Source organism: Aeromicrobium sp. CF4.19 (genome assembly GCF_051262555.1).
Lineage (GTDB): Bacteria > Actinomycetota > Actinomycetes > Propionibacteriales > Nocardioidaceae > Aeromicrobium.
Map to the genome: position 1 here is coordinate 119,919 of NZ_JBIMEU010000005.1, position 23,134 is coordinate 143,052.

The following is a 23,134-nucleotide window of genomic DNA, read 5'->3' on the forward strand; positions in this document are numbered from 1 at the left end:
AAGGACGTGTCGGCTCACGATGTACGTGGCCATCCCATCATGCTCGAGGTCGTCCGGGGTCGCCACCGGGCGCCGGGGTCAGAAGCCGAACCAGTCCGACTTCAGCCCGAAGGACCACCGCGCGTCGGTGCCCGAGATCGTGACGGTCTTCTTGCTTCCCACCAGCTGCATGCTGACCACGCGGCCACCCTGGGAACCGTGCCCGTTGCGCTTGGTCACCTTCACGGTCCGCAGCGTGCCGATGGACGGGTACCGGGACTGGATCGTCGAGGTCTTCACCGCCTGGGACCAGGAGTGGTTGGCGTTGGCCGAGGTGTTGTCCCACGGGTCGCTGACCGGCTTGAGGTAGGGCTGGGAGCCCTTGTTCGTGTAGCCGCCGGAGGAGGACGAGAACTGCGTGAACGCCGGCGAGCCCTGGTAGAGCAGGACTCGGTTGGAGGTCGAGGAGACCGCCGAGTTCGTGCGGGACGCCTCAGCCGAGACCCCGCCGTAGACCTGGCACGACGTCGTGTCACAGATGTCGTACCACCCGCCGGAGCTGATCGCCCGCAGGCCGTAGGTCCGTGCCGCGATGGCCTGGGAACGCAGCGCCTCGTTCGGCCAGGAGGCCGGCACCTCCCGTGGGATGACACCGCGGGTGTAGTCGTTCAGGTGCAGGACGTTCACGGTGCGGCGCGACGTGGAGGTCGAGCTCGGCTGCGCAGCACGCAGCTTGTACCGATACGTGACCGTCTTGCCACCGGGCAGGGCCAGGCGCATCGTCGGTGCCGCGAAGTCGGCCGAGCCGCTCCACACCATCGACTGGTAGGTGCGCCAGGTCGACCCCGACTTGTAGCGCAGCACCGACTGGCGCCGGTTCGACGCGTACGGCTCGATGCGCCAGTGCGAGACCTTGCGGCCGGAGACGCTGGTGGGCAGCGCGACGGTGCGCGAGCCCTGCAACAGCTTGAGACCGGACTGTGCGAGGACGGCCGTCGAGCCGTCGTTGTCGGCCGTCAGGTGCACCCGGATGTACCGCGAGCGGTCCGCGAGCGTCGTTCCCGGGTAGTACTTCTTCAGGATCGCTGAGGCAAGGGCTCCTTTGGACGCGCCACCGTAGGCCCCCCACTGGCTCATGCCGATGCCGTGCCCGTAACCATGCCCTTTGAAGCTGACGCTCGAGGCCGAACCGACCGTGCGAGAGTTGACGGTGTTGGCCGACTTGGCCTTCGTCGTCCCCGAAGCCACCGTCGACCACGGACTCAACGCCTCGTTGGTCTTGGAGTGCCGCACGATCACCCGCACGTAGTACTTCTGCGAGGGCTGGATGCTCGAGATCGTTCCCTTGTTGGTGGTGAAGGCGCGGAAGCTCGGGTTCGACATCGACGGCGACCGAGAGATCTGCACGACGTACTTCTTCGCACCAGAGACCGCACCCCAGGACAACGCCATCGACGACGAGGTCGTGCTCGTCACCTTCATCGCCGCCGGAGCCTTCCACCGATACGTCGGAGCCGGAGCCGTCGTCGTCCCCGAAGCCACCGTGGACCACGGGCTCAACGCCTCGTTGGTCTTGGAGTGCCGAACGATCACCCGCACGTAGTGCTTGCCCGATGCCGCCAGCTTGTCCACGGTCCCCTTGTTCGAGGTGAACGCGAAGTGCTTGGGACTCGACATCGACGCACTGCGCGAGACCTGCACGACGTACTTCTTCGCACCAGAGACCGCACCCCAGGACAACCCCATCGACGACGAAGACGTGCTCGTCACCTTCATCGCCGCCGGAGCCTCCCACCGATACGTCGGAGCCGGAGCCGTCGTCGTCCCCGAAGCCACCGTGGACCACGGGCTCAACGCCTCGTTCGTCTTGGAGTGCCGCACGATCACCCGCACGTAGTGCTTGCCCGATGCCGCCAGCTTGTCCACGGTCCCCTTGTTCGAGGTGAACGCGAAGTGCTTGGGACTCGACATCGACGCACTGCGCGAGACCTGCACGACGTACTTCTTCGCACCAGAGACCGCACCCCAGGACAACCCCATCGACGACGAAGACGTGTCTGTCACCTTCATCGCCGCCGGAGCCTTCCACCGATACGTCACCGGTGCCTTCTTGGCCGTCCACGGACTCAGCGCCTCGTTCGTCTTGGAGTGCCGCACGATCACCCGCACGTAGTAGCGCGTGTCGGTCTTGAGCCCGGTGACGGTTCCGCTGGTCGAGGTGAAGGCATAGTGCTTCGGGTTCGACATCGACGAGCTCGTCGACAGCTGCACCACGTACTTCTTGGCCGTGGACACGGAGTTCCACTTCAGGTTCAACGACGTCGGCGAGGCCGCCGTCGCCGAGAACCCCGTCGGCGCATTCCACCGATACGAAGCGGCGCCGGACATCGCCGACGCCACACGGTCGCGCATCCCACCGGAGCCGGTGATCCACTGCACCCCATAGCGGCCGGGACAGGCGGTTGCCATGACGTCGCGGTGCATCGCGATGCGGTTGATGCTCTTGCCCGCCACGCTCACGCGCCCCTTGGCGGGAATCCCGCCGATGGACATCCGCCAGGCCGCCAGGCGGACGACGGCGCTCTGCATGGCGCTGGTCGTCCGGGTGGTGTCGTAGTTGCCCATCATCGAGATGCCGACGGTGTTGGTGTTCCAGGAACCTGCGTGCGCCCCTCTCACCATCCGCGTGATGCCTCCGGCGCGGCCCTCGAAGATCTTCCCGTACTTGTCGACCAGGAAGTTGTAGCCGATGTCACACCAGCCCATGCCCTTGTGATAGCTCTGGATGCCGCGCACCAGTCCGGCGGACTGCGAAGAGCTGTAGCTGTTGTTGCCTGCGGTGTGATGCATCATGATGGCCCTGAACGAGCCCGTGCTTTGGCTGCACGACGACCCGGAGGCTCCCCATCGTGATCGCATCGTGATGGACGGCTGCTTGGCGGCTACCGTCTGTGCCTGCGCCACGCCGTCCTGCGTGCCCCGCGGGTCGTAGGACGCCTGCGTGACGGTTTCATCCACAGCACCGCTCGACACGTCGGCCTGACCCGCCGTGCCGGGATCGTCGCCGCCGTCGATCGTCGTCAGCTTCACGTCCGACGGTGCCGCAGCACCGGATGCGACGGTGGCGCGCAGCGCGATGCCGTCGGACGGGCCCACCCAGACGGGGTCGGTGCCACCGCGGACACCGTCGCCGGCCGAGTCCGACTCCAGGCCGGCCTGCGGCAGGTCGTACCACTCGGACCACTGCCCGTCCTGGCGCACCTGCACCGCAAATTCCACTCCCCCGAAGGACTCCTGCTCGGCCCAGGTCACCCCGACCAGCTGGAAGGGCAGCCGATCCTGTCGCTGCGTCCCGTCCTCGGCGGTGTCGTCCTCGGGGTCCTCCTCGGGCGTCCCCTCGCTCGAGTCCTCGTCACCGGTGTCTTCAGGCGCCTCCTCGCTCGGGCCCTCGTCCTCGCCATCGCGCGGCGCGACCTCGGGGGCGGGCGCCGAAGGAGTCGGCGCCTCGCTCGGCTCGGCGGCAGGGTCGTCGTCGGCCGTACGGAGCGCCCGGGCCACGGTGGAGAGGGCGGTCCCGAAGAGCGCCGGACTCGCCGAGGATGCGTCAGAGCTCTCGGTGTCGGACTCCGCTGCGTCGTCCCGCGATCTGGAGGACGTCAGCTCGGAGACCTCGATGGCGCTCTCCTCGATGCGCGTCTGGCCCAACGTCGAGACTCCGGGACGCGAGGGGTCCGGTGTGACGCTCTCCGGCTCCTCCGGGGCCGGAGCCGCCTCCGGGGCGGGCGACTCAGGGGCCGGATCGCCCGGTCCGGGTTCGGTGGACGCCTCAGGCTCCGGCGCAACCTCGGGACTCTCCTCCGGCTCCTGCGGCTCGGCATCATCCGGCGTCGCCGACTCCGACGGCTCGGACCACGGCTCCTGGGCCGTGGTGGTGTCCGGTGGCCCTCCCCCTCCGAGGAAGGGTGCGGTCACGATGAGCAGCCAGGCCAGGCCGATGGCGACCATCGCGCCGAGCGCAGCCGAAAGACGTCGCCGCATAAAAAGACTCCCCGTTACGTGTGTGACTGTTGTGAAAATTGGGACCTCGCGAGTGCAGTCTCCGTCAGCCAGCCGGCCACCGCTAGTGATCTGGATGAATTACAAGCCTGGAATTTCAGGATGCGACGCACGTCACCCGGTTGCGGGGCCTACGGGACTCGTGAGGTGGACAGCCGAATCGTCAGGGCCGGTGCAGCCGACGTGCCGCCTCGGCGACCGAGCCGGAGAGCGACGGGTACACCGTGAAGGCGTCGGCGACCTGGTCCACCGTCAACGAGGTCGACACCGCGAGGGACAGCGCATGGACGAGCTCGCTCGCGCGCGGACCCACGACGACGCCGCCGACGACCCCGCCGCCACCGGCACGGGCGAACAGCTTCACGAAGCCGTGGTGCACGCCCTGCATCTTCGCGCGGGCGTTGGCCGCGAGCGGCAGCTTCGTGACGTCCACCTGGATGTCGGAGTCCTCGATCTGTCGCTGGGAGAGCCCGACGGTGGCGATCTCGGGTGACGTGAAGATGTTGCTGGAGACCTTCTCCAGGTCGAGCGGGTGCACGGCATCGCCCAGCAGGTGGGACATGGCGATACGCCCCTGCTGCGCGGCGACCGACGCGAGCATCAGCACCCCGGTGCAGTCACCGGCCGCGTACACGCCGGGCACGGAGGTGCGCGAGACCCGGTCCACCCGGACGAAGCCGGCGTCATCGGTCGCCACCCCGACGTCCTCCAGGCCGAGGGACTCTGTGTTGGGGATCGACCCCAGGGCCAGCAGGCAGTGCGAGCCCTCGACCACGCGACCGTCGGTGAGCGTGACGAGCACGCCCTCGCCCTGCCGCTCGACCGTGGCCATCCGGGACTGCCCCATGACGGTCATCCCGCGCTCGGTGAATACGTCCTCGATGAGGCTCGCGGCGTCCTCGTCCTCACCGGGAAGGACACGATCCCGGCTCGAGACCAGCGTCACCCGCGCGCCCAGGCCGGTGTAGGCGCTCGCGAACTCCGCGCCGGTGACACCGGACCCGACCACGATCATGTGCTCGGGGATCTCGCGCAGTGCATAGACCTGCTCCCAGGTCAGGATCCTCTCGCCGTCGGGGCGGGCGTCCGGACTCACCCTGGGGTGGGCGCCCGTGGCCACGAGGATGCCGTCGGCCTCGAGGTCGATCTCCCCGTCCGCGGTCTCGACCCGCACGCCGGAGGGCCCGGTGAGGCGCGCCGTGCCCAGCACGAGCCTCACACCGCTCGCCTCGAGGCGGGCGGCGACGTCGGCCGACTGGGCCGCGGCAAGGCGCAGGACCCGGTCATTGACGCTCGCGAGGTCGGCGCGCACGGTGGACGGCACCTCGACCCCCAGCTCGGCGGAGGACTCCACCTCGGTGAGCAGGTCCGACGTGGCGATGAGCGTCTTGCTCGGGACGCAGTCGGTGAGGACGGTCGACCCACCGGCCCCGTCACGCTCGACGAGCGTCACCTCGGCTCCCAGTCGGGCCGCGACGAGCGCAGCCTCATAGCCACCGGGTCCGCCGCCGACGATCACCACGTGAGTCATGCCCCGAGTCTGTCAGCCGCGGTCGTCCCACGGGACCCGGCACCCGGCGTCAGCGCCGGTACTGCGGGAGTCGCTCGGTGAGCTCTGCGAAGAGTGCGCCGTTCAGGCCGAAGACGGCCTTCACCTCATCCAGCACCCGCACCCGCTCGTGCTCGTCCAGCGGCAGGGCGTCAAGGGTGGCCCGGTATCGGTCCTTGTACGGCTTGGGCTTGGCGATGGCCTCGAAGCGGTAGAAGGCGACGCCGACGCCGGGCTCGAGGTCGTACTCGCGGCTCAGCACACGGCCGATCACCTGTCCTCCGGAGAGGTCGCCCAGGTACCGCGTGTAGTGATGCGCGACGAACAGACCGCCCCACGCCGCGGAGGCGAGGACCTGGTCGACGTAGGCCTGCGTGGCGGGACTGGGCTCGCCCGATGCCGCTCCCCACACCGCGAGGTCGGCGTCGATCGTGGCCAGGCGGTCGAGGTCCGGGTCGAGGACGCGTCCGGCGATCGGGTCGTCGACGAGCGATACGGCCACCGACTCCAGGGCGGCGTACACGCTCCGCAGGCAGGAGAGGTAGTGGGCGTAGCCGGCCGGGGAGACCCGCCCGGCCACCAGCTCTGACATGAAGGACGAGGACTCCGCCTCCCGATGCTCCTGCTGGGACCCGGCACGCAACAGGGCGGACAGGGGCGTCGTGCGCTCGTCGTGCGCGGCGAGGGTCATCCATCACTCCTGGGTCGAACGGTCGGCGGGCGGTGCCTCATCATGACACACCGTCAGATCGGAAGTGACAGGTTGTCATGACCTGTGCCACACTCAGGCAAGGCAGCCCTCAGTTAGGGTAGCCTCGCCTTGACGCTCGTGTCCACCACATCGAGCGCATCACCACTGTTCTCAGGAGCTCGTCGTGCCCCTCCGCCGCGTCGCCGTCGCCGGACTCTTCGCCCTCCTCGCCACCGCGGGTTGTGGCGCCCTGCCGTCGGTCCAGGGGTCCGAGGACTCCGAGGGCGCACCCCCGCTCGCGGGGGTGTCCCCCCTGGAGGACCCGCGCGAGTGGGAGGGGGCGAGCCACGCCGCCGTCGCCGCCACGCAGATCGAGCCGGTGGCACAGTCGCCGGCCCAGGACCTGCCCGCCACCGTCACCGATGCCCAAGACACGCAGGTCACCGTCGAGGACACCAGCCGCATCCTGGCCCTGGACATCTACGGCACGTTGTCTCAGACCGTCTTCGAGCTCGGTCTCGGCGACAGCGTCGTGGGACGCGACGTCTCGACGCAGTTCCCGGAGGCCGAGGACCTGCCGCTGGTGACCGGCAACGGGCACGAGCTCAACGCCGAGGCGATCCTCGCCCTCGACCCGACCGTGCTGATCACCGACACCTCTCTCGGTCCGTGGGACGTGGTGCTGCAGGTCCGCAAGGCCGGCATCCCCGTCGTCGTGGTCGACTCCCAACGCAGCATCGAGAACACCCGATCGCTCACGATGGAGGTCGCAGATGCCCTCGGTGTGCCGCAGCAGGGCACGGCGCTGGCCGACCGCATCGAGGCCGACGTCGAGCAGGTCGCCGACCAGATCGCCTCCATCGCACCCACGACCGAGCGCGACAGGCTCCGCATGGTCTTCCTCTACGTCCGGGGCCAGGCCGGCGTCTACTACATGTTCGGCCAGGGATCCGGTGCCGACGAGCTGATCACCGCGCTCGGGGGCCACGACGTGACCGAGGAGATCGGCTGGGAGGGCATGAAGCCGGTCAACGACGAGGGCATCATCGCCGCCCAGCCCGACGTCATCCTGATGATGACCAAGGGGCTGGACTCCGTCGGTGGTGTGGACGGCCTGCTGGAACGCCTCCCCGCCCTCGGCCAGACCCCCGCGGGCCAGAAGCAGCGCATCGTCGACATGACCGACAGCCAGGTCCTCAGCTACGGGCCCCGGACCGCGGAGGTCCTGAACTCCCTCGCCGTCTCCGTCTACGCCCCCGAGGCGGTCCAGTGACCTCCGTCCTGACGCGACGACCCGCGGCCGCCACCGCGCTGCCGACCGCCCGGCCGGCCCGCGCCACGGCGCTCTACGTCCTGCTCACCGTCCTGCTGGTGGTGATGATCATCGTCTCCGCCGGCACGGGTCAGCTGGACGTCGCACCCCAGGAGGTCGTGGGGTCGATCCTGCACCGCCTCGGGCTCGAGATCGGCCCCCTGCCCGCCCACCCACAGGGCGACAACACCCTGTGGCAGGTCCGCTTTCCCCGCGTGGCCCTCGCGATCCTGGTGGGCGCGAGCCTCGCCATGGCCGGCGCCCTGATGCAGGGAGTCTTCGGCAACCCGTTGGCCGAGCCGAGCGTCGTCGGCGTCTCCGCCGGAGCAGCGCTCGTCGCCGCCTGCGTCATCGTCTTCCAGATCAACGTCCTCGGCACCTGGACGGTGGCGGCGGGCGCCTTCCTCGGTGGGCTCGTCACGACGATCCTGGTGTACCTGCTCTCCCGCTCCGACGGACGCACCGAGGTCGTCACGCTCGTGCTCACGGGCATCGCCGTCAACGCCGTGTGCTCGGCCGGCATCGCGCTCATGCTCTTCCTCGGGGACACCCAGGCGCGCGAGGAGATCGTCTTCTGGCAGCTCGGGTCGCTCAACGGCACGCTGTGGGAGCACGTGGGCGTCGTGCTGCCGTTCGCCGTCGTCGGCATCGCCGTGGCCATCGGGCTGTCGCGACGTCTCGACCTGCTCGCGCTCGGTGACCGTGCCGCGCGCCACGTCGGCGTGGACGTCGAGCGCCTGCGGATGCTCGCGATCGTCATGGTCGCGGCACTCACCGCCGCGGGAGTGGCGTTCGCGGGCATCATCGCCTTCGTCGGGCTCGTCGTCCCGCACCTCGTGCGCATGGTCACCGGGCCGGCGCACCGCGTCCTGCTGCCGGCCTCGGCCCTCGGCGGCGCCCTCCTGCTGGTGACCGCCGACCTCGCCGCCCGGACCCTCGTGCCCTACGCGGACCTGCCCATCGGCATGCTGACCTCGCTCGGCGGCGGGCCGTTCTTCTTCTGGCTGCTGCGCCGCACGCGCCGCACCCAGGGCGGGTGGGCGTGATGATCACCGTCGAGGGCGTCTGCGTCGAGCTCGGTGGCGTCCGCATCCTCAGCGACGTCGACCTCACCGTCCCCCGTGGCACCCTGCTCGCCCTCGTGGGACCCAACGGTGCGGGCAAGTCCACCGTGCTGTCGGTCCTGGCCGGCGACATCGCTCCCTCCACCGGACGGGTCGACATCGACGGGCACTCCGTCGCGTCCCAGTCACCTCGCGCCCTCGCGCGCCGACGGTCGGTCATGCTCCAGGAGCAGCGACTCGCCTTCGGCTTCCGGACCGTCGACGTCGTGCGGATGGGTCGTGCCCCGTGGGCAGGGACCGAGGCTGAGGACCGCGACGACGACGTCGTGGCGGACGCCGTCGCCCGCGCCGAGCTCGGTGACCTCGTCGAGCGCACCTTCCCGACCCTTTCCGGTGGGGAGAAGGCGCGCACCGCCTTCGCCCGCGCCCTGGCCCAGCAGGCCCCTGTGCTGCTGCTCGACGAGCCGACCGCCGCCATGGACCTGCGGCACCAGGAGTCCCTGCTGCGCGAGGCCCGGAGGCTCACGCACGAGGGACACACGGTCGTCGTCGTGCTCCACGACCTCGGGCTCGCGGCGGCCCACGCCGACCGGATCTGCCTGCTCGACCAGGGACGGGTCGTGGCCGACGGCGCTCCGCGACACGTCCTCACCCCCGAACGACTCACCACCGTGTACCGCCACCGCGTCGACGTCGTCGAGGTCGCCGGCTCTCTCGTGGTCGTCCCGGACCGATCCGTCGACGCCCTCGCCCCCCACCGTCCCCCCGAGGAGGACTCCCCGTGCGCTCCCGTCTCCTGACCCTCGCCGCCCTGGCCGTCGCCGCCACGCTGCACGTCCCCACAGCCGCCCATGCGGCCCCAGGCGTCGGCGTCGCCAACCCGTCCGGCGACGCCGTGGCCGACCCCACCTACGCGACGCAGCTCTCGCTGTCGGGCAGTGGCTTCCAGTCCATCAAGGGCGGCCACGGTGGCGTGTACGTCTTCTTCGGCACCGTCTCCGGCACGTGGCGACCCAGCCAGGGCGGCACCGTCGGCCGGAACTACAAGTACGTCCCCGACAGCGAGTCGCGTGACAACCAGGGCTTCCAGAGGTTCGTCGCGTTCCCGGGGAGCGACACCGCCTCTGCAGCCAACGGGGGCACGATCTCCGCCGGCGGCTCGTGGAGCACGACGATCACCGTGCCGGGCGCGAGCTTCAAGACCGTCGACCGCTCCGGCAAGGCCGTCACGGTCGACTGCCAGAAGGTGCAGTGCGGGATCATCACGATCGGCGCCCACGGCGTCGTCAACGCCAGGAACGAGTCCTTCACGCCGGTCTCGTTCAAGGACCTGCAGGGGTCCGGGACCGCGTCGGGCGAGGCGTCCGCCACCCCGGAGACCGCCGGCGGTGAAGCCCCGGAGAACGAGGCCGGGAAGAAGGACGAGAAGGCGGCGAAGAAGGGGGCGGAGGCCGAGCTGGTCGCCGAGGTCGATCGCACCACCGCGGTCCGTGGCCGGGTTCTCTCCTTCACCGGATCCGGCTTCGAGCCCGGGGAGCAGGTCTCGGCCACCCTGGACGACGGCCTCGCAGCGGTCGGGCCACTCACCACCGGCCAGAGCGGCGAGATCGCCGCGGTGATGCAGCTGCCCGCCGACCTGGAGGTCGGCACCCATGAGCTCCGGCTCACGGCTGCCGCCTCCGGCAGCCAGGCCACGGTCACCTTCGCGGTGCGCGACGAGGCCGAGAGCGCCGCGGCCGACGCGGGACCCACCCTGCTCCCCTTCGCCTTCCTCGCCATGGGCGTCGTCGCCGTCCTCGGCTCGATCCTCTTCGCCTTCCTGCACCACCGCCGCACCCGAAAGGTCGTCACCGATGCTGCCTGAGTCCAGGCGGCTCGTCGTCGCCCTCCTGATGTCCCTCGCCATGATCTGCTGGGCCGTGCCGACCGGGGCGTCCCCCGCCACCGGCGAGCCCGACGTCACCACCGAGCCGGAGGTCGCGGGCCCCACACCGACGCCACGGCCCGCCCCCGAGGCCCCCGCACCGCGGTCGGTCGCGGACAGCGCCGACGAGCAGGAGCCGGAGCCCGGCGAGGAAGACGAGGAATCACCCGTCGAGGAGGACCCCATCGAGGGTGAGCCCGTCGAGGACGGGCTCCGCGAGGTCGCCGACGCCCAGCTGCGCTGGGGCCTGAGCAACGAGGTCAACAACCGTGCCTTCGCGCCCGGGACCTTCAACTTCATGTCCGCGGGGAAGATCCCCGACCCCGGCCGTGGTGGCGTCATCATGCCCCCGGGGCAGTGGAACCAGCAGTTCGGCGACGTGTCGATCGAGAAGTTCTCCGCATCCTCGAACACCTACCGTGAGGCGTCGTGGGCCGGCCTGAGGACCGACTCCTCCGGTGACACCATCCCCAGCCCGACCTCGGGCAGGTTCAGCAACCACCAGGTCGTCCTGGACGCCGGTGAGGGCGTCATCGACACCGAGAAGGGCACCGCCACGATCCGGTGGAAGGGCTCCTTCACCGTCGTCCTCTACTCCGGGATGAGCTTCTTCTACGTCTCCGACCCCGTCCTCACCGTCACCAACGGCACGGGCCGGCTCACGGCGACGCTCGGCGGCTACGGCTCGTCGATGGAGGACATGACGAAGTGGGAGAAGCTGCCCGACACCGTCGTCCGCCTCGCCGACCTGGGCCGGGTCGACGTGTCATCGGGGCGCGGCGTGACCGTCACGCCCGCCTACCGCGGGGTGCGCGTCGACGTGCCGTCGGACCAGGCCGGCCAGGTCCGCTCCGGTGAGCACTGGGGGTCCTTCCCACAGTCCTTCGTGAACTTCCAGTCCCGGGCCGGCACCGCCAGCTACTGGTACTCCAGCGGCGGGGCCGCCGACCCCTTCAAGGCGACCCTGCCGATGACGCTGAGCTGGTCCGCCGGTGACCCGGTCGTGCCCTCAGCACCGTCGACGCATGGCGCTGACGCTGCAGACACCGTGGAGAACGTGGCGCTCGAGCCGCCCCCACTCGCCACCGCACCCCCCGTCGGGCCCGCCGCCGCAGCCGGTACCACCGCACCTGCGGTCACCGTTCCCCCGCCCGGCGACCTGGCTCCGGTTGCCGACACCCCGACGACGGGCCCCGTGTCGACGGTGCTCGCCGCCTCGATCTCGTCCGGCGGCGACGGCTGGGCCTGGATCCTCGGCGCGATCCTGCTCGTGCTCGCCGGCGCGATCGCGTCGACCCCCCTGGTGAGCAGGCGCGCCGCCCGTACGCCGTGATCCCTCCGACCCCCCACAGAGAAGACGCGGCCCCGGCCGCACTCCCCCGAAAGGTCATCATGTCCATCACCACCAGAGCCCGTCGAGGGCTCGTCGCCGCGCTCGGTCTGGCGCTGGCCTCCGGCGCCCTGGCGTCGGCCGCCGCGCCGGCATCGTCCGACCCGGTCGGCGTCGACGACGCCCAGTTCCGCTGGGGCCTGTCCAACGAGGCCAACAACGGTGCTTTCGCCCCGGGCACGTTCAACTTCCTCTCCGCCGGCCTGCTCGGCAACCCGGGGACCGGAGGCCAGACCGTCACCGCCGCGAGCCAGGGACAGCAGTGGTCCAACGACACCGATGCCGGCTGGTCCGCGACCAGCGGCAACGTCTCGATCGAGAAGAAGCAGTCCGACGGGAGCTACGCCGCGGCCACGTGGGACGGGCTCAACAAGGACGCCGAGGGCCAGCCGACCAGCCCGCCGACCAGCACGCGCTACAGCGGCCACCAGGTGGTCATCGACGAGGGCTCCGGCACGATCGACGCCGCCGCGAACACGGCGGACATCTCCTGGGACGGTGACTTCAGCGTCGTCGCCTACTCCGGGATGAGCTACTTCCACCTCTCCGACCCCGAGCTCACGATCGAGGCGGACGGCACGGGCGAGCTCACGGCCACCGCCAGCGGCTACGGGTCCGACATGAACGACATGGACCAGTGGAACCCGCTGGAGGAGACCGAGGTCGTGCTCGCGACCTTCACCGACGTCGACGTCGAGGACACCGGGTTCACGCGCACCCCCAGCTACCTGGGCACCGCCTACGCCCACGGCTCCCACCAGGCGCAGACGCCGCGGACATCGGCGAACGAGGCGTTCTGGGGCTCCTTCCCACAGTCCTTCGTGGACTTCGCCCAGCAGGTCGGTGCCGGTCCGTACTGGTACTCCAGCGGTGGTGCCGTCGACGTGGCCAAGCCCGCCCTGCCCTTCGAGCTGGTCGTCCCCGAGGCACCCGCGCCAGCACCGGAGCCTGCGATCGACGTCGATGTCGACGAGATCGCCGCGACAGGTGACACCGAGATCACCGTGACGGGCACCGGCTTCGACCCGGCTGCCTCGCCCGCCCCGAACGGCCCGGCAGGACTGACCTCCGGCGGTGCCTACGTCGCCCTGGGTCGCTTCGCCGATGTCTGGCAGCCCTCCGACGGCGCACCAGGCACGGCCCGCACGACGATCGCCCAGAAGTGGGCGCTGCCCGAGTCCGACCATACGTTGGTCGGAGGCCCTGCAGCAGGCGCCATCGCCCTGGAGGAGGACGGGTCGTTCACGACGACTTTCACCACCAGCCGCGACCAGGTCGAGAACTTCACCGGGAACCCTGAGGGCAACCTCGGGATCTACACCTACACGCGCAGTCCCAACCCGTCCTTCGAGACGTACACGCCGATCACGGTCGAGGAGGCAGTCGAGCCCGACCCCGAGCCGATCACGACCACCACCACGGTCACCGGCCTGCCCACCACCGCCACCCTCGGTGACGACCTCACGGCCACCGTGACCGTCGCCTCCGAGGAAGGCACCCCCCAGGGTTCGGTCACCACCACCTCCGGTGACGACGAGCTCACGACCAGCACCCTGAGCGACGGCGCCGCCACCGTGGACCTCTCAGACCTGGGCGCCGGCACCCACGACCTCCGCTTCGCCTACGACGGCAACGACGATCACGCCGCATCCGAGACCACCACCACCCTGGTGATCAACGAGCCCGAGGAGGAGCCCGAGCCCGAACCTGCCGGAACCACCACCACGGTCACCGGCCTGCCCACCACCGCCACCCTCGGCGAGGACATCACGGCCACCGTGACCGTCGCCTCCGAGGACGGCACCCCGGCAGGCTCGGTCACCACCCACGACGGCGACACCGAGCTGTCCACCGACGACCTGAGCAACGGCACCACCACCGTGGACCTCTCAGCACTCGACACCGGAAGCCACGACCTCCGTTTCACCTACGACGGCAACGAGGACCACGCCGCCTCCGAGACCACCACCACCCTGGTGATCAACGAGCCCGAGGAGGAGCCCGAGCCCGAACCTGCCGGAACCACCACCACGGTCACCGGCCTGCCCACCACCGCCACCCTCGGTGACGACCTCACGGCCACCGTGACCGTCGCCTCCGAGGACGGCACCCCGGCAGGCTCGGTCACCACCCACGACGGCGACACCGAGCTGTCCACCGACGACCTGAGCAACGGCACCACCACCGTGGACCTCTCAGCACTCGACACCGGAAGCCACGACCTCCGTTTCACCTACGACGGCAACGACGATCACGCCGCCTCCGAGACCACCACCACCCTGGTGATCAACGAACCCGAGGAGGAGCCCGAGCCCGAACCCTCGGCTCCCGAGGCTTCGGACCTGACCGACGGCAACCGAGGCGACCTCACGGTGCCGAGCAGTGTCGAGCCCGGCGAGACGATCACGGTGACCGTGAGCGACTCCCTCGTCGGAGAGCGCGTGCATGCATGGTTGCTCTCCGACCCCGTGGACCTCGGGGCCGTCACGGTCGGCGAGGGCGGTGAGATCCAGCTCAGCATCCCCGCGGATGTCCGGGCCGGCGACCATCGGCTCGTCATCACCGACGAGGACGGCGCGGTGATCGCCTGGCGCGACCTGAGCGTCGCAGCAGTCGACGAGGCGGCACCGATCGAGGAGTCCACGGACGAGACCGACGCTGCCGAGGTCTCCGGTGACGGCACCACGGCCGGGCCCGGGACCGATCCGGTTCCGGCCGCTGACGCCGGGTCCCTGCCTGCTGCCGGCGCTCCGGCAGTGAGCTGGACGCTCGGAGTGGTGCTGCTGCTCGTCGGCGCCGCGGTGGTGGCGTTGGGCCGCAGGCGCCGCACGACCTGAGTGAGGCGCGGAGGGGCCGGGTGACGATCCACTCGGCCCCTTCGCACGTCTGGAACGACGTCAGCGCGCGACGACGGCGCGGACCACGAACGCCTCCACCGCCGCAGGCGCCACGTCGCGCCGCTGCAGGCACGCATGCACGAGCGACATCGTCGTGGTGACGTCCTCCGTGACCACGGCCCCCGCGGCAACACCGTCCTCGAGGATGGCGCGCAGGACGGCCTCGACGTCCTGGACGTGCTCGCGGATACGCACCAGCGAGTCGCGAGAGAGCATCGCGTACAGCTCTGGACCGAACCCGAAGTGCAGCTCCCCGGCGAGCGCCAGGTGGGTGCGGACGTAGACGCCCAGTGCCTTCAAGGGCTCGCCCTGGACCGGCGCGAGCTCGGCCTCCAGCCGATCGAGATAGCGCTGTGTCTCCGACGTCGCGTACGCCACCACGACGTCGTCCTTGTCCCGGAAGTGGTTGTACAACGCGGTCCTGCCCACACCTGATCGCATGGCCAGCTCGGCCATGGTCAGGTCGCCGTAGGATTCGTGCTCCAGGTAGTCCGTGAGTGCCTCGAAGACCTGGGCCCGCGTCTGCTCGCGATGCTCCGCCAAGGAGCCGCCGATGATCTTGGGCACTGGGTTAATGTACGGCAGGTGAGCACCGCCGATCTTGCCCGACAGGCCGCCGCCGCCCTGGCCGAGCGCACGGGCGTGGAGCACCACGACGTCGCCCTCGTGATGGGGTCCGGCTGGTTGCCGGCCGCCGATGCCCTCGGCCGTACCCGTGCGGAGCTGCCGGCCGCCGAGCTGCCCGGGTTCCTGGCTCCCGCCGTGGAGGGCCACGGTGGGACGATCCGCTCCGTCGAGCTCGGTGACCGCAACCTGCTGGTGTTCCTCGGCCGCACCCACCTGTACGAGGGCCACGGGGTCGCTGCGGTGGTGCACGGCGTGCGCACCGCTGCCGCCGCCGGCGTGGGCGCCATCGTCCTGACCAACGGCTGCGGCGGGCTGGACCCGGCGTGGTCCCCTGGGACGCCCGTGCTCATCAGCGACCACATCAACCTGACGGCGACCTCCCCCCTGGAGGGTCCGACGTTCGTCGACCTCACCGACCTGTACTCCCAGCGCCTGCGTGACCTCTGCCGCGAGGTGGAGCCGACGCTCGACGAGGGCGTCTACGTGCAGTTCCCGGGCCCGCACTACGAGACGCCCGCCGAGATCGCGATGGTCCGTGCGATCGGGGGCTCGCTCGTGGGCATGTCGACCACGCTCGAGGCCATCGCGGCCCGCGAGGCCGGGGTCGAGGTGCTGGGCCTGTCCCTCGTGACCAACGCGGCCGCCGGTCTGTCCGGCCAGCCGCTCGACCACGAGGAGGTGCTCGCGGCCGGTCGATCGTCCGCCGCGCGGATGGGCGCTCTCCTCGCCGACGTGCTGCCCCGCATCTGAGCCAGAGGAGTCACCGCATGGAGCTGGAGTCACGCGTCCGCGCCTGGATCGACCAGGATCCCGATCCCGTCACCCGCGACGAGCTCGAGAGCCTGCTCGCTGCCGAGGACCGTATCGCCCTGGAGGACCGGTTCGCCCAGCGGCTGCAGTTCGGCACCGCCGGACTGCGGGGCGCACTCGGCGGCGGCCCGAACCGGATGAACCGGGTCATCGTGGCGCAGGCAGCGGCCGGACTGGCCGCCTACCTGACGCAGCACGCCGTCGGCGATGCCGCGCCGACGGTCGTCGTCGGCTACGACGCGCGGCACAACTCCGACGTCTTCGCCCGTGACACCGCCGAGATCATGACGGCCATGGGGGTGCCTGCCTTCCTGCTTCCCGACCCCCAGCCGACGCCCGTGCTGGCCTTCGCCATCAGGCACCTGGGATGTGCGGCCGGCGTGATGGTCACGGCCTCGCACAACCCGCCGCAGGACAACGGCTACAAGGTCTACCTCGGTGACTCCAGCCAGATCGTGCCGCCGGCCGACACCGACATCTCCACGCTCATCGACGCCGTCGGTCGTGTCGACGAGCTCCCCCGCAGCGACGCCTACGAGGTCGTCGGTGCCGACGTCGCCGAGGCCTACTGTGCGGCCGTCGCCGACCTGGCGGGCGACGGACCCCGGGACGTCGTGGCGGTCTACACGCCCATGCACGGAGTCGGGCGGGATGCCGTGGTCGAGGTCGTCCGACGCACCGGCTTCGCTCCTCTGCACGTCGTGCCCGAGCAGGCCGATCCGGACCCGGACTTCCCCACCGTCGCCTTCCCCAATCCCGAGGAGCCGGGCGCGATGGACCTCGCCCTCGCACTGGCCGACGACGTCGGAGCGGACATCATCCTCGCCAACGACCCGGACGCCGACCGGTGCGCGGTGGGCGTGCGCGGACCCGACGGCTACCAGATGCTCACCGGCGACCAGACCGGCGCGCTCCTCGCCGACCTGCTGCTGCGGCGCGGCGTCGAGGGCACCTACGGAGCCTCGATCGTCAGCTCGGACCTGCTCGGGCTGCAGGCCGCCGCCCACGGCCGGACGTGGCAGCAGACGCTCACCGGCTTCAAGTGGTTGGGCAAGATCCCCGACCTCGTCTTCGGCTACGAGGAGGCGCTCGGCTACAGCGTCGCGCCCCACATCGCCCGTGACAAGGACGGCATCTCCGCCATCCTCGCGGTGCTGGAGGTGGCCGCCGAGCTCAAGGCCGAGGGCCGGACGCTGCTGGACCGGCTCGACGACATCTACCGCGAGCACGGCCTGCACGCCACCGACCAGCTGTCGGTCCGCGTCGACGACCTCTCGGTCATCGCCGCCGCGATGACGACGCTGCGCACCGCTCCGCCGTCGTCACTCGGCGGACTGGCCGTGGCCACCGTCGACGACCTGCAGGACGGGTACCGGGGCCTGCACCCCACCGACGGCATCCGTCTCGGTCTGGACGCCGCTGACGGCATCACCGGTGCGCGCATCATCTGCCGGCCGTCCGGGACGGAGCCCAAGCTCAAGTGCTACGTGGAGGTGGTCGTGCCGGTCGGCGAATCCAGCCAGGAGGCATGGTCCCGGGCGCGGACGACGATCGACGCCGTCAAGGCCGACCTCGCCGCGCTGCTCGGTCTCTGAGCCAAGCCGCGACGAGCACGCCGCGACGACCTAGTGTCCTGCGTCGGAAGTTCATGACCGCCTTGCGCCGCGTGAGCGGCGCTCCGCTGCGTTGGCGTCACTCGAAAGGCGTCCAGCCTGCCAGCGTTCCGCCGCCTTGCGGAGCATCCACTCACACGACGCCTTTCGGCAACGAACCTCCGACGCAGGACACTAGCGAGGCACGCGGTAGGTGGTGCTCGAGGCCCGCGTGTCCCGGTCACCGCTGTAGGTCAGCGTGTACTCGCGGCCGCGCTGCAGCCCGGCCACCAACACCCTCGCCGTGCCGTCGTCGACCAGCCCGAGCCCTACCGGCCAGAACCCGCGCTTGACGAGCACGAGGCCGCCGTCGACGGTCCGTCCCTCGGTCGTGACCTCGACGTCCAGTCGTCCGAGGATGCCCGGGCGGGCGCCCACCACCTCGACCGACGACGCTGCCGGGCCATCCGGCGGCTCGGTCGCCGTCGTGGTGTCGAAGCCGACGACCGCCGGGTCGTGGTCGCTGGCGCGGAACGGCGTGGCGTCGTAGAGCGGTGTGGCGTTGGCGTTGAAGCGGCTGTACTCACGCCCCACCGACTCCGCGGCGTTGATGCCCCAGACGTCTGCCCCGGTGACCCGGTCGAAGGCGGCCTCCGAGGCGAAGACGTGGTCCAGCGACCCGACGAGCCCGTCGAACTGGTAGGTGTACGGCGCATCGAAGGCCTTGGGAACGTTGACGAACCCCGCGTCCTCGATGACCTCGACCGGGTCCTCCCGGCTGTAGGAGTTGAAGTCGCCGGTCAGGAAGACCATGTCCGTCCTCGCCCGCTCGGACTGCTCGGCGGCGAGCTCGGTCAGGGCCGTCGCCTGCCGCACGCGCGAGGCGTTCGAGCCACCCTGCCCGTCGCCCTGGTCAGCGTCCTCTCCCTCGCCGGAGCCCTTGGACTTGAAGTGGTTCACGATGACGAGGAAGTCGTCGTCCTCGTCGCCCCCGACGGGGCGGAACTCCTGCGCCAGGGGGTCACGCGCGTTGTCGAAGGCGGGGTCGTCGTCGATGACGGACACACCCACCGGCTCGACGGAGTCGGCGTCGTGGATGAAGGCGGTGCGGATGACGTCCTCGCCCTCCGGAACCGCGGCGGGTGACTCCACGGCGGCCCAGCGCTCGCGCCCGGCGTCCTCGTTGAGGGCGGCCACGAGGGCGCGCAGCGCGGTGTCGCGATCGATGCCGAAGGCCGCGGAGTTCTCGATCTCCTGCAGGGAGACGACGTCCACCTCCAGCGCGTTGATCGCCTCGACGATCTTGTCCTCCTGCCGCTGGAGGTTGGTGTCGTCCGCCGCGCCACGAGGTCCCGTGCCGCTGCAGCGATTGACCGTGGTCCGCTCCCCGGCCCGGTCGGTGTAGTAGGTGCAGGTGCCCAGGCCGTTGGACTCGTAGGTCTCACCGGTCGTGGTGAAGTAGTTGAGCACGTTGAAGGCGGCGATCGTGACGTCACCGCCGACGTCGGCCGGAGCGGCCTCGCGCGTCGAGCCGAAGGTCGCGGGCTCGGCGTCGGCCTGCAGCGGCGCGGTGGGCTGCAGGCGCCACAGGTCGAACCGGAAGTCCAGGACGACCGGCTCGGTGACCTGCGCGGGCGCACCGACCCTGACCTCGTTGTCGGGCCGCAGCCACGAGACGGGGAGGCCCTGCCCGGCCCCGGACGTGAAGCTCGTGGACCGGCCGTCGTCGAGGGTCACCAGTCGCCGGGCGTTCTCGGCGACGACGGCGTCGTACTCCTCGCTGCCCGGTCGGGCGACGTCGGTGGGCTGGGCGAGCGGGGTCGCGCCGGCGGCCAGGCCGATCTCGCCGAACTGGTTGGTGGTGTAGTTGTTGGTCACCGTGAAGTCACCGTGCGGGGCCAGCAGCATCCCTTCCAGGCTCTCGCGCTCGTCCTCGGTGAGCGGGAAGTCGACCTGGCTGGGCTTGACGGCCTCCGCCGGCTCGTCGAGCGTCCGGTGCTCGCTGGCGACGACGCGCGTGAGGCCGAAGTGCTCCTCGACCGTGCCGACGACCTGCACGTGGTCACCGACCTCCACCTCCGAGCCCAGTGCCGCCGACGACACGAAGATGCCGTGCGAGGCCTCGTGGTCGTCCAGGTCGACGTCGCCGGTCCCGGCCGTCTGCAGGTACGCACCGTCGAAGCCGCCCGACGGATAGGCCGCGGTCACCACACCGCTCAGCTCGACGAGCTCGCCGACGTCCGGGCTGTCCGGGCCGGTCCCCTGGACCTGCTCGATCGAGCGCGGCTCGGGGTCGACCGGGTCCACCGGCCCGGACCCGTCGCAGGCTGCGCCGCAGGGCGTGGGAGTCGGGTCGGCGGCGGCGAGGTCGGCAGCGTTGTCGTCGGTGTCCGCCGCGTCGGTGCGCGCCAGCGAGGAGGTCACGGAGTACCCCGACGCGGTCGGCGCGGAGCCCTCGAACGTCGCCGAGACGCCGTAGCCGACGAGGTCCACGAGGTCCTCGTCCCCCAGGACGGCCGCTCGGTCCCCGGTCAGCGCTGTGCTCGAACGAACCAGGGCCAGGGTGCCTCCGTTGTCGTTGCCGGAGAAGGCGACGTTCGACTCCACGTCCGGCGTGGGCAGGTCGGCCCCGTTCGCGGCGTTGCTGTTGCCGGAGACCAGGAGCGTGCCACCGGGCTGGATCGTGTGCTCGCCGAGGGGGATCACGCCGGTGAACCGCGACGTCGAGGAGTAGGAGCGGTACTGCACGGACCACCCCGAGACGTCGACCTCCTCATCGGTGGGGTTGCGCAGCTCCACGAACTTGTTGCGGTGGGTCGCGCCGGCGCTGCCGCCGTTGAGGTAGACCTCGTCGATCACGACGCCGGAGCCGTCGGGCGCGCCCTGTGCGGTGCCGGGGACGGCAGCGATGGTGCCTGCCGCCAGCACTCCGGCCAGCAGGACCCCGATGCGCCGCATCAGAACAGTCCCTTCAGCACGGTGAGCGAGACCGACGTCTCGGACTCGCCGTACGCGTCGTCACCGCCGTAGCGCAGGGTGACGGCGGTCCTTCCCGGCTCGAGCGAGCGTGTGTCCGCCAGCAGGACACCGAGTCCGCCACGCAGCGTGGCGCGTCCGATCCGCTGGTCCCCCACGAAGGCCTCGACGGTGCCGCTCGGGCGGCCTTCCCCACCCTTGACGGCGACACCGATCACGGCGGGAAGTCCCTTGACCGCCACGGGCAGGGTCAGCGCCTTGACGGTGGCCTGCGCCGCCGCGGACTCGATGGTGATCGGCAGCTCGGCCACCGTCCCACTCGGGTCGGCCTCGACGCGCAGGACCGCCTCGCCACCGACCCCCTGCGGCAGGCTCACCGTCGGGCTCGCTGCGCCGTCGGCGACGGGGGCCTCACCCAGGGGTGTCTCGGCGTCGCCCTGCACGAGCGTGACCTCCACCGAGGTGTTCGCCGGACTGCCGAGGGACGTGAGGTCCAGCTCCGGCAGATCGAAGGAGACCTCGTCCCCTGCCGTGTAGGACTCCTGCAGGCCCTCCACCTCGAGGGCGTGGCGGCCGAAGTCCGGGCTGATCGGGGAGGCCTCGCCGAGGTGGTCCACCCAGGCCTCGTAGTCCAGGACCCCGGTGTCGACCGTCTCACCCTCGGTGAAGGCGCTGAAGTTGTCCCCACCGGAGGCCAGGAACGACGGGACCGCGACGCGGTACGTCTGGTCGGGATCGACCTCCTCACCGTCCACCCGCAGCGAGGTGATGCGGTCTCCCTCCTCACGCGTCGCGTCGAAGGTGTAGCGGACGTTGTCGGAGGTGCCCAGCTGCAGGTAGGGCCGCGAAGGGACGTTGCCCTCGGCGTCGCGCTGCCACTGCTGCTCGAAGACTTCTCGGAGGGAAGCACCGGTCAGTGTCACCGAGCTGAGGTTGTTGGCGAAGGGCAGCACGGCGTTGGCCTCGGCGGCCGTCACGACCCCGTCGCCCCCGGCGCCCTCCAGCAGCAGGTCGGCCCGCAGCCCACCCGGGTTGACCACGGAGAGGTCCGCACCGGCCGGCATCTGCGAGACCTGGGTGAAGGTCGCCTGGGCGACGAGGTTGCCGAGAGTGGACTCGGCGGACCGGTCGTCGCGGGAGCCGCCGGCGAAGGCCGTGGTGATGTCGCCGGTGATCTCACCGACCGGCTCCCGTCCGACCTCGTCGGCCAGTGCGAGCGCCTCGTCGACGATGCCCTGAACGGCCTCGACGCGCGGGAACTGCTCCACCAGCGCGGCGTCGTCGGTCTCGGTGCGGGGCACCAGCGACTGTGTGTGGGTCGTGACATCGCCGGACTCGGCGTCGACCGTGAGCTGGATCTGCCCGATGTTCTCCCCGAAGCTGCCGGTCTGCACGACGGGACGGGTCCCCCCGCCGGGGCGGGCGGCGTCGTAGGCGTACTGCTGGTGGGTGTGGCCCATGAAGAGGGCATCGACCTCCGCGGACGTGTCCTCGACCATGGAGCGGAAGACCTCGCTGTCGGCGAGGGCCTCGTCCAGCGACGCCTCACCGTCCGGTGCGCCCTCGTGGTAGGACGCGACGATGACGTCGGGCGCGTCAGGCAGGGCCTCCATCTCCGCCACCGCCTCGTTCACTGCCTCGACGGGATCGGTGAACTCCAGGCCCTCGACGCCGGTCGGGGTCACCAGCGCCGGCGTCTCCTGCGTCACGGCTCCCACGACCCCGACACTGACGCCGTCGACCTCGACGACCTCGTAGTCGTCCAGCGCCGGGGAGCCGTCCTCCCGGAGGACGTTCGCGCCGAGGATCGGGAAGTCACTGGCAGGGACCACGCGGTCGGCCAGGTCGGCGAACCCGCGATCGAACTCGTGGTTGCCGACGGCCGAGGCGTCCATCTCCAGTGCGTTGAGCACGTCGATCGTCGGCTGGTCCTGCTGGACGGAGGAGGCGAACAACGACCCACCGATGTTGTCTCCTCCGGAGAGGACGAGCGTCGACTCGTCCCCCGCCTCGCTGCGCAGCTGCTCGATCGTGCCGGCGAACCGCACCGTGTTCTCATCGATGCGGCCGTGGAAGTCGTTGATGCCCAGCAGGGTGAGGACGGTGTCCTCCTGGGCCGGCGCCGGGTCGTCCTGAGCCTGTGCGGGCGAGGCGGCGACGATCGCGCCGGCCAGGGACATGGCGGAGACGGCCGCGACGAGGCGGCCCTTCAGAGTGGTCACGGTGGCGTTGCTCCAGGGTCGTGGATGGCGTGAGGTCCCCCCGTA

Annotated in this window: 14 protein-coding genes; 8 read left to right on the forward strand and 6 right to left on the reverse strand. The window is 70.7% G+C overall.

The genetic code is table 11. The features are described 5' to 3' along the window. Nucleotides 1–78 precede the first annotated feature (78 nt). The 3 genes from ACHAAC_RS12310 to ACHAAC_RS12320 form a co-directional block, all read right to left on the reverse strand. The gene (locus ACHAAC_RS12310) at nt 79–4,017 is read right to left on the reverse strand and encodes a SpoIID/LytB domain-containing protein (protein ID WP_435716533.1); all 3,939 of its coding nucleotides are present in this window, start codon (nt 4,015–4,017) and stop codon (nt 79–81) included. A 181-nt stretch (nt 4,018–4,198) separates the two neighbouring features. Next, nucleotides 4,199–5,566, reverse strand: a complete 1,368-nt coding sequence (locus ACHAAC_RS12315; RefSeq protein WP_435716534.1) for an NAD(P)H-quinone dehydrogenase — start codon at nt 5,564–5,566, stop codon at nt 4,199–4,201. Between the two features lie 49 nt (nt 5,567–5,615). Continuing rightward, nucleotides 5,616–6,275 (reverse strand): heme oxygenase (biliverdin-producing), encoded by a 660-nt coding sequence (locus ACHAAC_RS12320; protein ID WP_435716535.1) that lies wholly within the window; start codon nt 6,273–6,275, stop codon nt 5,616–5,618. 184 nt (nt 6,276–6,459) lie between these two features. Here ACHAAC_RS12320 and ACHAAC_RS12325 point away from each other — a divergent pair, with 184 nt between their 5' ends. From ACHAAC_RS12325 to ACHAAC_RS12350, 6 genes are all read left to right on the forward strand, one after another. Next, nucleotides 6,460–7,548 (forward strand): heme/hemin ABC transporter substrate-binding protein, encoded by a 1,089-nt coding sequence (locus ACHAAC_RS12325; protein WP_435716536.1) that lies wholly within the window; start codon nt 6,460–6,462, stop codon nt 7,546–7,548. Nucleotides 7,549–7,652: 104 nt separating this feature from the next. Further along, nucleotides 7,653–8,633 carry a FecCD family ABC transporter permease gene (locus ACHAAC_RS12330; protein ID WP_435716716.1) on the forward strand — a complete coding sequence of 327 codons (981 nt, stop codon included), beginning with the start codon at nt 7,653–7,655 and terminating at the stop codon, nt 8,631–8,633. Next, nucleotides 8,633–9,451, forward strand: coding sequence for a heme ABC transporter ATP-binding protein (locus ACHAAC_RS12335; RefSeq protein ID WP_435716717.1), 819 nt, complete (start codon nt 8,633–8,635; stop codon nt 9,449–9,451). Before ACHAAC_RS12330 ends, ACHAAC_RS12335 begins: the two co-directional genes overlap by 1 nt. Further along, nucleotides 9,433–10,515, forward strand: coding sequence for a hypothetical protein (locus ACHAAC_RS12340; protein ID WP_435716537.1), 1,083 nt, complete (start codon nt 9,433–9,435; stop codon nt 10,513–10,515). The genes ACHAAC_RS12335 and ACHAAC_RS12340 overlap by 19 nt, the downstream gene beginning before the upstream one ends. Continuing rightward, entirely contained in the window at nt 10,505–11,908 is a 1,404-nt protein-coding gene (locus ACHAAC_RS12345; RefSeq protein ID WP_435716538.1) for a hypothetical protein, read from the forward strand. The genes ACHAAC_RS12340 and ACHAAC_RS12345 overlap by 11 nt, the downstream gene beginning before the upstream one ends. Nucleotides 11,909–11,967: 59 nt before the next feature. After that, nucleotides 11,968–14,802 (forward strand): Ig-like domain repeat protein, encoded by a 2,835-nt coding sequence (locus ACHAAC_RS12350; protein ID WP_435716539.1) that lies wholly within the window; start codon nt 11,968–11,970, stop codon nt 14,800–14,802. Nucleotides 14,803–14,862: 60 nt separating this feature from the next. Here the strand turns inward: ACHAAC_RS12350 and ACHAAC_RS12355 are convergent, their stop codons facing one another. Continuing rightward, on the reverse strand, nt 14,863–15,429 hold the full coding sequence (locus ACHAAC_RS12355) for a TetR/AcrR family transcriptional regulator (RefSeq protein WP_435716540.1): 567 nt from the start codon (nt 15,427–15,429) through the stop codon (nt 14,863–14,865). An 18-nt stretch (nt 15,430–15,447) separates the two neighbouring features. Here ACHAAC_RS12355 and ACHAAC_RS12360 point away from each other — a divergent pair, with 18 nt between their 5' ends. Both ACHAAC_RS12360 and ACHAAC_RS12365 read left to right on the forward strand, forming a co-directional pair. Next, nucleotides 15,448–16,239, forward strand: a complete 792-nt coding sequence (locus ACHAAC_RS12360) for a purine-nucleoside phosphorylase (protein ID WP_435716541.1) — start codon at nt 15,448–15,450, stop codon at nt 16,237–16,239. Between the two features lie 17 nt (nt 16,240–16,256). After that, nucleotides 16,257–17,894 (forward strand): phospho-sugar mutase, encoded by a 1,638-nt coding sequence (locus ACHAAC_RS12365; RefSeq protein WP_435716542.1) that lies wholly within the window; start codon nt 16,257–16,259, stop codon nt 17,892–17,894. A gap of 192 nt (nt 17,895–18,086) precedes the next feature. On the opposite strand, the gene ACHAAC_RS12370 is transcribed toward ACHAAC_RS12365, so the two are convergent. Together ACHAAC_RS12370 and ACHAAC_RS12375 are read right to left on the reverse strand one after the other, a co-directional pair. Beyond that, nucleotides 18,087–20,849, reverse strand: a complete 2,763-nt coding sequence (locus tag ACHAAC_RS12370; RefSeq protein WP_435716543.1) for an ExeM/NucH family extracellular endonuclease — start codon at nt 20,847–20,849, stop codon at nt 18,087–18,089. Further along, on the reverse strand, nt 20,849–23,089 hold the full coding sequence (locus ACHAAC_RS12375) for a 5'-nucleotidase C-terminal domain-containing protein (protein WP_435716544.1): 2,241 nt from the start codon (nt 23,087–23,089) through the stop codon (nt 20,849–20,851). The genes ACHAAC_RS12370 and ACHAAC_RS12375 overlap by 1 nt, the downstream gene beginning before the upstream one ends. Between the last annotated feature and the right edge of the window lie 45 nt (nt 23,090–23,134).

Excerpts from the sequence above, each read along its gene's own strand:
- ACHAAC_RS12370 (WP_435716543.1), bottom strand. The coding sequence starts at position 20,849 with ATGCGGCGCATCGGGGTCCTGCTGGCCGGAGTGCTGGCGGCAGGCACC.
- ACHAAC_RS12315 (WP_435716534.1), bottom strand. The coding sequence starts at position 5,566 with ATGACTCACGTGGTGATCGTCGGCGGCGGACCCGGTGGCTATGAGGCT.
- ACHAAC_RS12350 (WP_435716539.1), top strand. The coding sequence starts at position 11,968 with ATGTCCATCACCACCAGAGCCCGTCGAGGGCTCGTCGCCGCGCTCGGT.
- ACHAAC_RS12310 (WP_435716533.1), bottom strand. The coding sequence starts at position 4,017 with ATGCGGCGACGTCTTTCGGCTGCGCTCGGCGCGATGGTCGCCATCGGC.
- ACHAAC_RS12330 (WP_435716716.1), top strand. The coding sequence starts at position 7,653 with ATGATCATCGTCTCCGCCGGCACGGGTCAGCTGGACGTCGCACCCCAG.
- ACHAAC_RS12320 (WP_435716535.1), bottom strand. The coding sequence starts at position 6,275 with ATGACCCTCGCCGCGCACGACGAGCGCACGACGCCCCTGTCCGCCCTG.
- ACHAAC_RS12345 (WP_435716538.1), top strand. The coding sequence starts at position 10,505 with ATGCTGCCTGAGTCCAGGCGGCTCGTCGTCGCCCTCCTGATGTCCCTC.
- ACHAAC_RS12335 (WP_435716717.1), top strand. The coding sequence starts at position 8,633 with ATGATCACCGTCGAGGGCGTCTGCGTCGAGCTCGGTGGCGTCCGCATC.
- ACHAAC_RS12365 (WP_435716542.1), top strand. The coding sequence starts at position 16,257 with ATGGAGCTGGAGTCACGCGTCCGCGCCTGGATCGACCAGGATCCCGAT.